Genomic DNA, 12,768 nt, shown 5'->3' with positions numbered 1-12,768 from the left:
CCACGCCTCCGATTCGACCAGTCGCACCGGTGCCGCGACCAGATCCGGCGCCGAGCCGTCAGGCTTTCGTCATCTCCGTCCGCGCACCACTGGCCGTTCCGCGCCGGGCGCGTCACGCGTGGACCACGGCGCCGTCCCGCCCTGCGGGAACCGCGCGAGCCCGCGCAGCACCGGCACCAGGAGGACGCAGGCCAGGGCCGCCCCGTAGGCGACCTGCTGCGCCACCTCACCGCCGACCAGGTAGAGCACCTGCCCGGCGGCGGGAACCGCCAGCCACTCCCAGGCACCGTCGAGTGCGACCAGGGCCACCACCAGCAGGCCGTACCAGGGGTAGGCCGGCGCGACGAGCAGCAGCGCCGTCCCGGTCACGAGCAGCGCGCCCCGCCACGGGCGGCGGGGGTCACCGCGCCGCAGCACCCACAGCACCACCGCCGCCGCCACCAGTCCCGCCGCCCATGGCGCCCAGCCGTCCGGAACCACGAGCCGCAGCAGCCCGAACCGGTCGAGGTGCCCCTGCTCGTAGCCCTCCTCCCGCAGGTATCCGGGCAGGTATCCCAGGACGGCCGGGCCGGACACGGCCACATGGGGCGCATACGCCGCCGCGAACGCCCCGAGAGCCGCGCCGAGGACGGCGAGGTCGCTCCTGGTCGGACGGCGGGAGAGCGCCCCGGACAGGGCTCCGGGCAGGGCGAGGGCCGGCAGCAGCTTGGTGGCGACCGACGCGCCCAGCAGCACGCCCGCGGCTCCCGCCCCCACTCCCGTTCCGGCCCTGGCCCTGGCCCTGGCTCCGGCTCCGGCTCCGGCACGACGGTGGGCCACGTGCAGACGGGCCGCACAGCCGAGCCCGGCGGCCGCCAACAGAGCCCCGAGGGTGTCGATGTGCGCGTCGTTGACCGCCCACACGGTGACGCCGGGACACCAACCCCACAGGGCCGCCCGCCGGCTCCCCCGCCCGATCGCCAGCAGCACACCCGTGGTCGCGACCGCCAGCAGCGCACCCCCGGCCTGCACCCCCCGCACCCCGCCCCCGAAGGGGTGCACGGCGAGGAACCACACCTGCGCGACCGGGGGGTAGATGGTGTGCACGGCGGGCCGGTTGATCCGGGTGCAGTCGCCGGACGCCGTCCGCCGCTCGTCCCACCCCGTACAGCCGTCCGTCGCCGGGAACAGGGCCTCGTCGCGCAACCGGACGAGCGCCGGATCGTCCGGGGCGTGCGCGTACGGCGAGATGCCGGCCGCCTGCACCCGTCCGTCCCACACGTACCGGTAGGCGTCGTCGCTGGTACGCGGCGGGGCCAGCAGCCCGACCGCGGCGACGGCCACGCTCCCGGCCAGCACCAGCGGCGCCACCCGGCGGCCGGGCACCCGCCGCAGGAGCACCAGCGCCGCCGCGAACAGTCCGGCGTCGAGTGCGTACCAGCCCCACAGCGGGCTCCGGTCGGCGAGCGTGCCACCGCCGGTCACGGTCATGGCCAGAGCCACCACCAGCGCGGAGAGAGCGAGCGTGCAGGGCAGCAGGGTACGTGTGGCCACGCGCCCACCCTGCCACCGGCCCCGCCGGGCGGACGGCTCCGGCGGGCCGCCGTTCGGATTCCGTAAGCACGTCGCACCACCCGACGAGGGCCCGGTAACGCTTCGATGAGGGCGTGGAATCCAAGCACTCCGGCGCCCGGCGCCGCCTCCGTCCCGCGATCCCGCCCCCACCCGCGGTCCTGCGCCGCGGTCCGTTCCGTGACGACGCCTTCTCCTCGGCGGTGCACGAGCCGCGCACCGCCGTCGTCCTCGGCCGGTGGCTGGGCGCCGCACTCCTGGTCTGCTTCCTGACCGGTCTCGCCAGCCATCTGCTCCAGGACCCGCCGGGCGGGCTGTCCGGCCTGCTGCCCGCGCGTCCGGTGAACGGCTACCGCGTCACCCAGGGACTGCACGTCATCAGCGGCCTTGCCGCCATCCCCCTGACCGGGGCCAAACTCTGGACGGTCTACCCCCGGTTGTTCGCGTGGCCTCCGGCGCGGAGCGTGCCGCACGCGCTGGAGCGGCTGGGTGTCGCCGTCCTGGTGGCCGCCGTGCTGCTGGAGCTGTTCACCGGCCTGCTGAACACCCTCCAGTGGTACCCGTGGCCGTTCCCGTTCCGGCAGACCCACTTCTGGCTCGGCTGGCTGGCCACCGGAGGCCTGCTGGTCCACATCGCCGCCAAGTTGCCGCTCATCGCCGGGAACTGGCGACGCCCGCAAGCCCCCGTTCCCGGGCGGCGTGCGCTCCTGACGTCGGTCGCCGCGGCGGTCGGCGCGGTCACACTCACCACCGCCGGACAGACCGTGCCCTGGCTGCGCCCGCTGAACCTGCTGTCGCCACGACGCCCCGACCTCGGCCCCCAGGGTCTCCCGGTCAACCGCACCGCCGCCCAGGCCGGAACCGTCACCGTTCCCGACACCTGGGTTCTCCGGGTGGACGGGCCCCGGCCGTACGAGCTCACGCTCGACGAGCTGGCCCAACTCCCCCAGCACGAGGCGGTCCTGCCGATCTCCTGCGTGGAGGGGTGGAGCGCGAGCGCCCGTTGGGGCGGCGTCCGGGTCGCCGACCTGCTGGCCCGGGCCGGTGCGCCCGCCGGGTCCGCCGCACGGATCACCTCGTTGGAGGCGGCCGGCCCGTACCGGGTCATGGAGATGCCCGCGCAGTACGCCGACGACCCGCTCACCCTGCTGGCCCTGAGGGTCAACGGCGAGACGCTGGACGCCGATCACGGGTTCCCGGCGCGCATCATCGCGCCGAACCGCCCAGGCGTGCTCCAGACCAAGTGGGTCGCCCGGATCGAGGTGGCCCGATGACGGCCTGGCTCCGAGGCACCACCCTCGCCTCCGGTCTCGCGCTGATCGCCTTCGGCCTGTACGGCCTGCTGACCGACTCCTACATCACCGCCCCGGCACAGATCCTCACCTGGGGGGTCGGGGCGCTGGTCCTGCACGACGGCGTCTGGCTGCCGCTGCTCTGCCTCGTCGGCGCCCGCCTGGCCCGAGGGCCGGTCCTGCGCGGCTGGCTGATCGTGGTCGCAGCCGTGACCGCCGTCGGCCTGCCCGCCGTTCTGCGTGCCGGCGACGATCACGGCAACCCCTCCCTGCTGCCGTTGCCCTACCTGCGCAACTGGCTGTCCGTCCTGGCTGCCACCGCCGCACTCGCCGTCCTGGTCGGGCTCGTGCGGCGGTGGCGCCGACCCCGGCCGGTCAGTCGCCCGGAACGCCGGGAAGACCGGTCGTGAGGCCGTCCAGCGCGTGCCCGCACGGGCAGGCGCGGTCGGCGGGAAGCCGCCCGATCGCCTTGAACAGCACCGTGCGCAGCCGCTCCACGTTGCGCCCGAATTCCGCGAGCACCTCCGCGTGGGTCACTCCCTCGCCGGTCTCCACGCCGGCGTCGAGGTCGGTGACCAGGGCGATCGAGGTGTAGCACAGGCCGAGTTCACGAGCCAGGACGGCCTCGGGGTGGCCGGTCATGCCGACCACCGACCACCCGTTGGAGGTGAACCACCGTGACTCCGCACGGGTGGAGAACCGAGGCCCCTCGATCACCACCAGGGTCCCGCCGTCCACCGGGTCCCAGGCGGCGCCCGCGGCTGCCGCGAGCACGGCCCGGCGCCCCTGCGGGCAGTACGGATCCGCCATCGACACGTGGACCACCCCGGGCACCGAACCGTCCGGCAACGGCAGTCCGTCGTAGAAGGTCTGGACGCGTCCGGAGGTCCGGTCGACGAACTGGTCGGGCACCAGCAGCGTCCCGGGCCCGTACGCGGGCCGCAGCCCGCCGACCGCGCAGGGCCCGAGCACCTGACGCACGCCGAGCGAACGCAGCGCCCAGACGTTGGCGCGGTAGTTGATCCGGTGCGGCGGCAGCCGGTGGCCGCGCCCGTGCCGGGGCAGGAACGCCACCCGGCGGCCGGCCACCTCCCCCACGAACAGCGCGTCGCTCGGCTCGCCGTACGGGGTCTCCACCCGCACCTCGGCCACGTCGTCCAGCAGCTCGTAGAGCCCGGACCCGCCGATCACACCTACATCGGCCCGGGGAAGCAGGAACTGATTGCCCGTCACTTCACACACCTTTCTCGCCTGACTGTGCCGCCACTGTAGGAGCCGCCGCAGCGGGAGCCGGCGCGGTACGGCCTTACGAATCACGAACGGCGCCCGGGAGCGCACCGTCGTCAGTCGAGGACGACGACCATCTTTCCCAGTGCCCGGCCGGCCTCCATCACCCGGTGGGCTTCGACGATCTCGCCGAAGCGGAAGATCCGGGTGGGGCGGGCCCGCAGGGCGCCGGCCTCGACCCGGGCGTAGATCGCGTCCAACGGAACCTCCGCGAGGGGGAAGGCAGGGGTTCCCAGGACGAAGGCGCTGCCGAAGAAGCTGAGCTGGACGCCGCTGGGCAGATCGGCGATCGGGTCGAAGTCCGCCACCGGGGCGAATCCGCCGAGGAAGCCGACCTGGCAGACCCGTCCGCGCGGCCCGACCGCGGCCAGCGAGTCACGCAGCACCGTGTTGCCGACGATGTCGAGCAGCGCGTCGACGACGACGCCCCGCCGGCCGACCTCCGCCGCCAGGTGGCCGTCGTCGATGAGCACGTCGGAGGCCCCGAGTTCCTTCAGCAGGGGCACGTGCGCCGGGTGGCGGGTCGTGGCGAGCACGCTCGCGCCGTGCTGGACGGCGAGGTTGACGGCGGCCTGCCCGAGGGAGGAGGTCGCACCGCGGATCAGCAGTGTCTCGCCCGGCCGCAGGGCGAGGTTGCCGTGCAGGGCGCTGTACGCCGTGGCGTACACCTCGGGCACCGCGGCCAGGTCGGCCCAGGGCAGCCGCGCGTTCACGGCCACGACGTTGGCCGAAGGGACGGTCACCAGTTCCGCATAGCTGCCGTTGCGGGTGCGGCCCATGCCTCCCAGGATCGCCACCACCTTCGTCCCGGCGGGGAGCCGGCCCGAGGGGTCGGCCTCGACGAGGCCGGCGCACTCGATTCCGGGGACGGCGGCGACCTGACCCCAGGCGCCGCTGCGCATGTACGCCTCGGCGTGGTTGAGGCCGAACGCCTTGACCCTGACGAGGACCTCGCCGGCGGCGGGCACCGGGTCGGGCAGGTCGGTGACGGTCAGCACCTCGGGGCCGCCGTGAGCGGATATGACGATGGCCTTCATGTCCGAACCTCGTTCTTGAGTAGTCATTCAACTATTGGGCCGACGAAAGGGCCACCGCGCGCGGTGGCCCGAAAGTCGTACGGTCAGGCGAGCACGGCGAAGGCGTTGTCGACGATCGCCCGCAGGACCGTCTCGTCCGGATTCGCCTTGCCGACGACCATGAGCCCCTGACAGGTCGCGACCAGCAGCTTGGCGCTGCCGCCCGCATCGAGGGAGTCCCGCACCTCGCCGCGGCGGACCGCGTTCTCCAGGGCGCGGGTCATGCACCGCTCCAGGCGCGCCAGGTGGCCGCGCACGACCGCCGCCGCCTCGTCGTCCTCGGCGGCCTTCTCGATCGCGGTGTTGACCAGGAGGCAGCCCTGGCGCCCCTCGGGGCTGAGCAGGTCGCGCACCAGCCCGTCGAAGTAGCCGCGGACCTCCGCCACCGACGCCCCCGGCGCCTCCAGCTCCCCGAGCTTCTGCGGGACGACCAGCTTCGAGTAACGCTCCAGCGACTTCACGAAGAGCGCGCGCTTGCCGCCGGGGAACGCACTGTAGATGCTTCCGGGCTTGACGCCCGTGGCCTTCACCAGGTCCTCGATCGAGGTGGCCCGGTACCCCCGCTCCCAGAACCGCAGCATCGCCTGGTTCAGGACGGTGTCGGGGTCGAACTCACGCGGTCTGGGCATGGAAGGAACATACATGAGCGACCATTCAAGAACAAGGTCGCCGGATTCGCGGACGACGCCGTCCGGCCCGCCGGCCGGGTGGGGCGGGGTCGGCGCGTGGGGCTCAGGCCCGCCGTCGAGCGGTGCCACGCCGGCCGGCACGCCGGCTGCGGGAACCGACGGCCACCACGCGCGGATGCGGTGGTCCGGTGGATACGGCACAAACAGTCGGATGATCATGTCCGCCTGCGGGCAGCATGGGAGGTGCCGGCTCCGAGACGTAGCCACGGGCCCGGCGGGCGCCCGGCCCACGGCCGGCGCGCATCATCCGCACACCGACAGGGGGTCAGGTGGAGGAGCAGTACCGTGAGGCCGCCGAGGGCGGCGATCCGAAGGCGATGATCCGGCTGGGCTGGCTGCTGGAGCAGCGCGGGGATTCCGCTCAGGCCGAGGGGTGGTACCGGCGGGCCGCGTCCGGCGGGGATCTCGACGGGATGGCGCGGCTGGGCCAGCTGCTGCGGGACCGGGGAGAGCCCGCGGCGGCCGAGGAGTGGATGCGCAAGGCCGCGGAAGCGGGGCACGTGAACGCGATGGGAGCAATGGGCTACCTCCTCGAGCAGCGCGGCGATCTCGCGGGCGCGCAGAACTGGTACCACCGGGCGGTGGAGCACGGCGACGCCTACGCGATGTGGAAGATCGGGTGCCTGCTGGTGCAGGAGAGCCGCCTGGACGCGGCGCGGGAGTGGCTGCGCAAGGCGGCCGACACCACGGGCTACTCCGTGGTGCGGGGAAACGCGCTGAGGGATCTCGCACGTCTGGCGATGCAGCGCGGTGACCTGGACGAGGCGGAGGAGCTGGTGCGGAGCGCCGCCACGATCGTGTCGCAGGCGGGCGACGCCCCGCAGGACGAGGCGGTCGAGCTCGTGGCCGAGCTGCTGACCCTGCTGGCGTCCCTGCTGACGGAGCGCGGCGAACCGGCCGAGGCGGAGGGGCTGCTGCGCTGGGCCGCCGGTGTCGGGCACCTCCCCGCGGTCTTCAGCCTGGCCGGACTGCTGGAGCAGCAGGGTGACCTGGCCGGGGCCGAGCAGTGGCACCGCCAGGCGGCGGAGGCCGGACACATCCGGTCCATGATGATGCTGGCCACCCTGCTGGAGGAGCGCGGGGACGCGGCCGGGGCCGAGCCCTGGTACCGGTCGGCGGCCGAGGCGGGGGCGCCGATGGCGATGGACCTGCTGGGGAGGCTGCTGGAGAAGCGGCAGGACTTCGCCGAGGCGGAGCGGTGGTACCGGGAGGCCGTGAGCGCCGGGATCCAGAAGACGATGCTTCGGCTGGCCTCCGTGCTGGAACGGCGCGGCGCGGCGGCCGAGGCGGAGCAGTGGTGCCGGAGGGCGGCGGACACCGGGGACACCCTGGCCATGTACAGGATGGGTGCGCACGCGGAGGAGCGCGAGGACCTGGCCGAGGCGGAGCGGTGGTACCTGCGGTCCGCCGAGGCGGGCAGCGAGTTCGGCATGTTCCAGGTGGGGCGGCTGCGGTGGGACCAGCGGGACCTGGAGGCGGCGGAACTGTGGCTGCGCAGGAGCGCCGCCGCGGGCAACGCGTCGGCGATGGCGATGCTCGGGCTGCTGCTGGCCGAGCTCGGCGAGACGGCCCAGGCGGAGCAGTGGTGTCGGCTGGCGATCGATGCCGGATACGCCAACGCGCTGATCGATCTGAAGGCCGTGACGGACGCGCGGCGTTGGGGATGAGAACCGAGAAGGGGAGCACGATGCAGGCACGGATCCGGCTGACCGGAGAGAAGGGCCCCGCGGAGCTGATCGAGCTGGCGGACTGGCTGTCGCGGGAGGACGAACTCCGCGGACAGACCGCGATCGAGAAGCCCGAGACGCTTCCCGAGCAGATGGGAGGGCTCGCCGACATCCTGATCGTCGCCCTCGGGGCGCAGGGAGCCGGCACCGTGCTGGCCGCCTCGGTGGCGGTGTGGATCAGGCACCGCCGTCCGTCCGCGGACATCGAGGTGACCGGGCCCGACGGACGGAGTGTCAGGATCTCCGTGCGGGACGCTCCGGAACTGGACGTGGAAGCCGTGCTGCGGCATGCCTTGGAGCAGTGACCGGGCCGGCCGGACGCGACCGGCAGGCCGGACGCGACGGACCCGCGGACCTCACGCGACCCGCGGCGCTCGCCCGACCCGCCGGGATCGCCCGACCCGCCGAACTCCCGTGACCCGCCTCGTTCTCCCGACCCACGTCGCCCCAGGGGCGCGCCGCGCAGGCACGGATGCCGTCCCGCGGCGCGCCCCGGAGCGGTGAATGCGCCTGCCGGACCCGCCGCGCTCCAGGGCCCTGCTGCTGGGCTCCAGCCGGTACGCCGACCCCGACCTGCCCGACCTGCCCGCCGTGCGCAACAACATCGCCGACCTCGCCGAGGTGCTCACAAGCCCGTGGGGCACGGCCCTCCGGTCCGAGCACTGTGTGGCGGAGCCCGACCTGGCCGATCTCGCCGTGATCGGCACCCGGTTGGTGACCGCGGCCGCGCAGGCGGAGGACCTCCTGCTGGTCTACTACACCGGCCACGGCCTGGTCGGCCCGGACGGGGAGCTGTACCTGTCGCTGCCCGGGACCTCCAGCGACCCCGCGCTGATCGCCTGGACGGGGCTGCCCTTCAGCCTGCTGCGCCGCACGCTGGCCACCGCCCGGGCGGCGAACCGGGTCCTGATCCTGGACTGCTGCTTCTCAGGGATGGCCATCGACACGATGGCCTCCGCCACCTCGGTGGTGGCCGGCCAGCTGGAGGCGGCCGGGACGTGCACCCTGGCCTCCTCACCGGCGAACCGGCCCTCCGTCGCGCCCTCCGACGCGAAGCACACGGCCTACACCGGTGAACTGCTGCGCCTCCTGCGGCACGGGTCGACGGAGGCGGCGGAGTTCCTCACCCTGCTGGCCATCCACGAGCATCTCGCCAGGGTGCTGCCCAGTCAGGGGCACCCGCGCCCCGAGCAGCGCAACACCCGCACGGCCGGCAAGCTCGCCCTGGTCCGGAACCGGCTGTACACCCACTCCCCCGACCCGGAGGCACTGGTCAAGGAGGGGGAGCGGCTGGAGCGGGTCGGCTCGACCGCCGAGGCGGAGCACCAGTACCGCAGGGCCGCCGAGGCCGGGCGGCCCGACGCGATGCTTCGGCTGTCGCGCCTGCTCGAACGGCGCGGAGCCCTGTCCCAAGCGGGAATCTGGCGCCGGAGGGCCGCCGAGTCCGGCGATCCGACCGCCATGAACGACGTGGGAGTCCGCTCCTGGCACACCGGGGATCTCGTCCAGGCCGAGCAGTGGTTCAGGAAGGCCGCCGATGCCGGACTGGCCGAGGCGAAGGAGAACCTCAGGACGCTCCTACGGCAGAAGGGCCGGGCCTGACCGGCGGTCTCCGACACCGTCGACGACGTCACCTCCCGGGCCGTCACCACGGCATCGTGCGCTCCCCGCCGGTCCCGGCATGCCGCCCTGCGCCGCCGGCAGGGCAGTTGAGTGATCGTCAATTGACCGGACGTGGCATCAGGGGCTACTTTGAACGCGTTCAATTTTACCGAGGGGGAAGCCCTGTGCAAGCGTTCCAGCAGATCGGGCCGAGCGCTGTCACGCAAGGACGCAGGCTGACCGGGGTGGCCTTGGAAGGTCCCTTCGTGGCAGCCCGCACCGCCGCCCCGAGGCGCGGACGGCCGCCGCTCGGGCGACCGGCCGGGCACGGCCTGTGCTGCGCGGTCGGCCACTCCTTCACCGTTTCGACCCTCATCGCGCTGCCCGCCGCCTACCTGGCGCTGTTCGAACTCGCCGAGGAGTACCCCGGCGGAGACCTCGGGCTCCTGCTCCTGTTCATCGCGCCGCTGCTGCTCCTCCCCTTCGCCCTCGGTGCCCGCACCTGGGCGACCAACGGCCGGACGGCCCTGCGCTGGGCCGGAAAGGCCGCAGCCCACTACCTCGCCTACTACCTGACGCCCATCGTCCTGCTGGCCCCCCTGCCGGCCCTCGCCGTCGGGACCACCTCCCCCGACGCGGGCTTCCCCGACTCCCCACCGGGGCTGTACCTCCAGATCGCCGGCGTCGTAGCCCTGTTCATCGGTGCCCCGGTCCTTGCCGCCCTGCTCATGGTGGCCCCCTGGGCGTCGCGCGGCCGGAACGCCCGCCTCCCCCTCGCACTGCTCGCCAACCTCACGCCGGCCTTCCTCCTGCTTCTCGGAGGCCTCCCCGTCGTGCTCCTCATCGCCGCCCACATCGTCTTCGCCTGCCGCGTCATGCCCGCCACCGCGACCCCGCAGCCCTCCCGGCCCGACCCTGCCGGACAGCACCACCCCGCCGACCAGGACCGTCCCTGACCGGTCCTCGGACCTGCCGGCGGCATGCCCGCCACCGCCCGGCACCCCTGCCAGGCCGCCAGGCAGCCCGCAGCCGGGCAGCGGTCAGGTGCGCTCGAAGCCGTGGGAGCGCCCGATGACGGCGAAGCCCCGGCGTTCGTACCAGTGGCGAGGCCAGTCGTCGGCGTCGGCGATCAGGAAGCGCGTGCCGCAGCCCGCGTCCACCGCCCGGCGCAGCGCGGTGGCGAGGACGGCGTCGGCGTGGCCGCGTCGCAGATGGGCCTCGGCGGTCATCAGGTCCTCGACCTGGGCGATGCCGAGGGCAGGTTCGAGGTAGAGGTCCGCCCAGGCGGCCACCTCGCCGCTCTCCGCCCGCGAGCCGATCAGCCGCACGCCGTCGGCCCCGCGTCGACGCGTCGCACGGCGGTCGACCAGCGTGCGGATCACCTCCTCACCGGCCTCCGGCAGCAGGGTGCGCCAGCGCGCGGAGAGCGGCTCCCGGATCGCTTCCAGGTCGACGTCCTCGGCCGCGTGCCCGCCGGCGCCGGGTGCCGGGCCGGTGTGAAGCATCACCAGGTAGGTGCGGTGCCGGTAGCCGGCGCGTTCGAAGGGCCCCGCGCACGCGTCCCCGAATCCTTCGTCGAGGACGGAGACGAGGCGGAACGGCCGTTCGCCCATCGCCTCGTCCACCAGGCCCGGTACGACTGCCGGGTCCGCGCCGGCGCGGTCGGCGACGACCTGGTTGTTCGACCACGAGCCGGCGAACCGATCGTCGAAAACCGCGAACCCGAAGGGGAGTTCAGACGTTCGCTCGGCCTGCCTGCGCGCGAACCCGGCGAGGAAGGCGTTGATGCGTTGCAGTTCGTAGCCCGACATGAGCGTCAGCCTAGAGCCTGGCGACGGCGCCCGCGGGTCGGACTCCGGACGAAGTTCGGTCCTGTTCGACCATTGATAGGAAACTTTACTTTCTACTAGGCTGTCGGCCGGCGGCTTGGCGCGGCACCCGCACCGAACGGGGTGTGACGCGCTCAGCGAGAGCTCTGACCCGGCCGCTGCGGTGGTGCGGTCGCCGCTTGACCGGCGGGCTCGTGTGGTGTGCGCCGGTGTCCAGCTCTCGCCGTTTCTCAAGGTCAGGGAGTCCAGGAATGCGTCTTGGTGTCTCGGCAAGGCCTGTCCGTATCGGTGTGTTCGCCGCTGTGCTCGCGTTGCTCGGCGGCCTGTTGCTCGGCTGGTCCGGGCGGGCGGGGGCGGCGGCCGATCCGCTGATCTCGCAGGGGAAACCCGCGACGGCGTCGTCCACGGAAGGCTCGTCGTACGCGGCGGGGAAGGCGTTCGACGGGAGCGCCACCACCCGGTGGGCGAGCGTGGAGGGGAAGGACCCGCAGTGGCTGCGGGTGGACCTCGGCGGGAACGCCAACGTCTCACGGGTGAAGCTGGGCTGGGAGGCCGCGTACGCCAAGGCGTACCGGTTGGAGGTGTCGGCGGACGGGGTGACCTGGACGACGCTGGCGGAGGAGAAGGCCGGGAACGGCGGGACGGACGACTGGACGGGGCTGGCCGGCAAGGGCCGCTACGTCCGGATGTACGGAACGGCGCGCGGGACCTCGTACGGGTACTCGCTGTTCGAGATGGAGGTGTACGGGGCGCTGGACGACGGGCCCCCGCCGGGCGGGGCGTTCACCGTGGTGGCGGCGGGCGACATCGCCGCGCAGTGCACCGCCTCGGACAGCGGCTGCGCGCACCCGAAGACCGCCGCGCTGGCCCAGCAGATCAACCCGAAGTTCTACCTGACGATGGGTGACAACCAGTACGACGACGCCCGGCTTTCGGACTTCCGGAACTACTACGACAAGAGCTGGGGTGCGTTCAAGGCGAAGACCCACCCGGTACCGGGGAACCACGAGACCTACGACCCGGCCGGGTCGCTCGCCGGGTACAAGTCGTACTTCGGCAGCATCGCCTACCCGCAGGGCAAGAGCTGGTACAGCTTCGACGAGGGCAACTGGCACTTCGTCGCGCTGGACTCCAACGCCTTCGACCAGAGCGCCCAGATCGACTGGCTGAAGGCCGACCTGGCGGCCAACGCGAAGAAGTGCGTCGCCGCCTACTGGCACCACCCGCTGTACTCCTCGGGCGGGCACGGCAACGACCCGGTCTCCCGGCCGGTCTGGAAGATCCTCTACGGCGCCCGGGCCGACCTGGTGCTGAACGGGCACGACCACCACTACGAGCGGTTCGCCCCGCAGGACCCGGACGGGAAGGCCACCGCGGACGGGATCGTCGAGATCGTCGGCGGGATGGGCGGCGCCGAGCCGTACCCGATCGAACAGGTCCAGCCGAACAGCCAGAAGCGGATCAGCGGTGAATACGGCGTGCTGAAGCTGGACTTCACCGACTCCGGGTACGGCTGGAGCTACGTCGGCACGGACGGCCAGGTCAAGGACACCAGCCCGAAGTACAGCTGCCACTGATGATGTACCTGGCCACCACCGGCCGCCGTCCGGACGCGGGGGGGGGGGGGGGGGAGGGGGGGGGGGGGGGGGGGGGGGAGGGATGGGCGGGGTGGTTGTGGGGGTTGGCCTGTTAACCGCATCCGCCGCGGCAGGGTA

At 73.3% G+C, this 12,768-nt stretch carries 12 protein-coding genes; 7 read left to right on the top strand and 5 right to left on the bottom strand.

Annotation, left to right across the window (positions count from 1 at the left end; translation table 11 throughout):
• Positions 1–69: 69 nt before the first annotated feature.
• Positions 70–1,533, bottom strand: a complete 1,464-nt coding sequence (locus ACZ5WK_RS29430) for a hypothetical protein (RefSeq protein WP_465551761.1) — start codon at positions 1,531–1,533, stop codon at positions 70–72.
• Between the two features lie 113 nt (positions 1,534–1,646).
• Between ACZ5WK_RS29430 and ACZ5WK_RS29425 the strand changes: the two genes are divergently transcribed.
• On the top strand, positions 1,647–2,825 hold the full coding sequence (locus ACZ5WK_RS29425; protein WP_465551759.1) for a molybdopterin-dependent oxidoreductase: 1,179 nt from the start codon (positions 1,647–1,649) through the stop codon (positions 2,823–2,825).
• The gene (locus ACZ5WK_RS29420; RefSeq protein WP_465551757.1) at positions 2,822–3,253 is read left to right on the top strand and encodes a hypothetical protein; all 432 of its coding nucleotides are present in this window, start codon (positions 2,822–2,824) and stop codon (positions 3,251–3,253) included. Before ACZ5WK_RS29425 ends, ACZ5WK_RS29420 begins: the two co-directional genes overlap by 4 nt.
• Here the strand turns inward: ACZ5WK_RS29420 and ACZ5WK_RS29415 are convergent.
• The 3 genes from ACZ5WK_RS29415 to ACZ5WK_RS29405 all read right to left on the bottom strand — a co-directional run bounded on the left by ACZ5WK_RS29415 (position 3,219) and on the right by ACZ5WK_RS29405 (position 5,835).
• Complete coding sequence (locus tag ACZ5WK_RS29415; RefSeq protein ID WP_465551755.1) at positions 3,219–4,076, bottom strand: S-methyl-5'-thioadenosine phosphorylase; 858 nt, start codon at positions 4,074–4,076, stop codon at positions 3,219–3,221. The genes ACZ5WK_RS29420 and ACZ5WK_RS29415 overlap by 35 nt on opposite strands.
• 110 nt (positions 4,077–4,186) lie before the next feature.
• Positions 4,187–5,167 (bottom strand): zinc-binding dehydrogenase, encoded by a 981-nt coding sequence (locus ACZ5WK_RS29410; RefSeq protein WP_465551753.1) that lies wholly within the window; start codon positions 5,165–5,167, stop codon positions 4,187–4,189.
• 83 nt (positions 5,168–5,250) lie between these two features.
• The gene (locus tag ACZ5WK_RS29405) at positions 5,251–5,835 is read right to left on the bottom strand and encodes a TetR/AcrR family transcriptional regulator (protein ID WP_465551751.1); all 585 of its coding nucleotides are present in this window, start codon (positions 5,833–5,835) and stop codon (positions 5,251–5,253) included.
• A 329-nt stretch (positions 5,836–6,164) separates the two neighbouring features.
• On the opposite strand from ACZ5WK_RS29405, the gene ACZ5WK_RS29400 reads away from it, so the two are divergent.
• The 4 genes from ACZ5WK_RS29400 (at position 6,165) to ACZ5WK_RS29385 (ending at position 10,180) form a co-directional block, all read left to right on the top strand.
• Positions 6,165–7,562: a tetratricopeptide repeat protein gene (locus ACZ5WK_RS29400; protein ID WP_465551749.1), complete on the top strand. Its 1,398-nt coding sequence runs from the start codon at positions 6,165–6,167 to the stop codon at positions 7,560–7,562.
• 20 nt (positions 7,563–7,582) lie between these two features.
• Positions 7,583–7,927 carry an effector-associated constant component EACC1 gene (locus ACZ5WK_RS29395; RefSeq protein ID WP_465551747.1) on the top strand — a complete coding sequence of 115 codons (345 nt, stop codon included), beginning with the start codon at positions 7,583–7,585 and terminating at the stop codon, positions 7,925–7,927.
• Between the two features lie 199 nt (positions 7,928–8,126).
• A complete protein-coding gene (locus ACZ5WK_RS29390; protein WP_465551745.1) occupies positions 8,127–9,224 on the top strand; it encodes a caspase, EACC1-associated type in 1,098 nt (365 codons plus the stop codon).
• A gap of 266 nt (positions 9,225–9,490) precedes the next feature.
• Positions 9,491–10,180: a hypothetical protein gene (locus tag ACZ5WK_RS29385; protein ID WP_465551743.1), complete on the top strand. Its 690-nt coding sequence runs from the start codon at positions 9,491–9,493 to the stop codon at positions 10,178–10,180.
• Between the two features lie 84 nt (positions 10,181–10,264).
• Here ACZ5WK_RS29385 and ACZ5WK_RS29380 read toward each other — a convergent pair whose 3' ends face one another.
• Positions 10,265–11,035 (bottom strand): GNAT family N-acetyltransferase, encoded by a 771-nt coding sequence (locus ACZ5WK_RS29380; RefSeq protein ID WP_465551741.1) that lies wholly within the window; start codon positions 11,033–11,035, stop codon positions 10,265–10,267.
• Between the two features lie 308 nt (positions 11,036–11,343).
• On the opposite strand from ACZ5WK_RS29380, the gene ACZ5WK_RS29375 reads away from it, so the two are divergent.
• Complete coding sequence (locus ACZ5WK_RS29375) at positions 11,344–12,630, top strand: discoidin domain-containing protein (protein ID WP_465551739.1); 1,287 nt, start codon at positions 11,344–11,346, stop codon at positions 12,628–12,630.
• The last annotated feature ends 138 nt before the right edge of the window (positions 12,631–12,768 follow it).

This window comes from Kitasatospora sp. NPDC032757, assembly GCF_055579305.1.
The sequence above is the reverse complement of the archived record's forward strand: the minus strand, read 5'-3'. Positions and strand labels throughout refer to the sequence as shown.

What these genes read in the sequence shown, in the direction of transcription:
- ACZ5WK_RS29420 (WP_465551757.1), top strand. Translation starts at nt 2,822, where the DNA reads ATGACGGCCTGGCTCCGAGGCACCACCCTCGCCTCCGGTCTCGCGCTG.
- ACZ5WK_RS29410 (WP_465551753.1), bottom strand. Translation starts at nt 5,167, where the DNA reads ATGAAGGCCATCGTCATATCCGCTCACGGCGGCCCCGAGGTGCTGACC.
- ACZ5WK_RS29405 (WP_465551751.1), bottom strand. Translation starts at nt 5,835, where the DNA reads ATGCCCAGACCGCGTGAGTTCGACCCCGACACCGTCCTGAACCAGGCG.
- ACZ5WK_RS29395 (WP_465551747.1), top strand. Translation starts at nt 7,583, where the DNA reads ATGCAGGCACGGATCCGGCTGACCGGAGAGAAGGGCCCCGCGGAGCTG.
- ACZ5WK_RS29390 (WP_465551745.1), top strand. Translation starts at nt 8,127, where the DNA reads ATGCGCCTGCCGGACCCGCCGCGCTCCAGGGCCCTGCTGCTGGGCTCC.
- ACZ5WK_RS29380 (WP_465551741.1), bottom strand. Translation starts at nt 11,035, where the DNA reads ATGTCGGGCTACGAACTGCAACGCATCAACGCCTTCCTCGCCGGGTTC.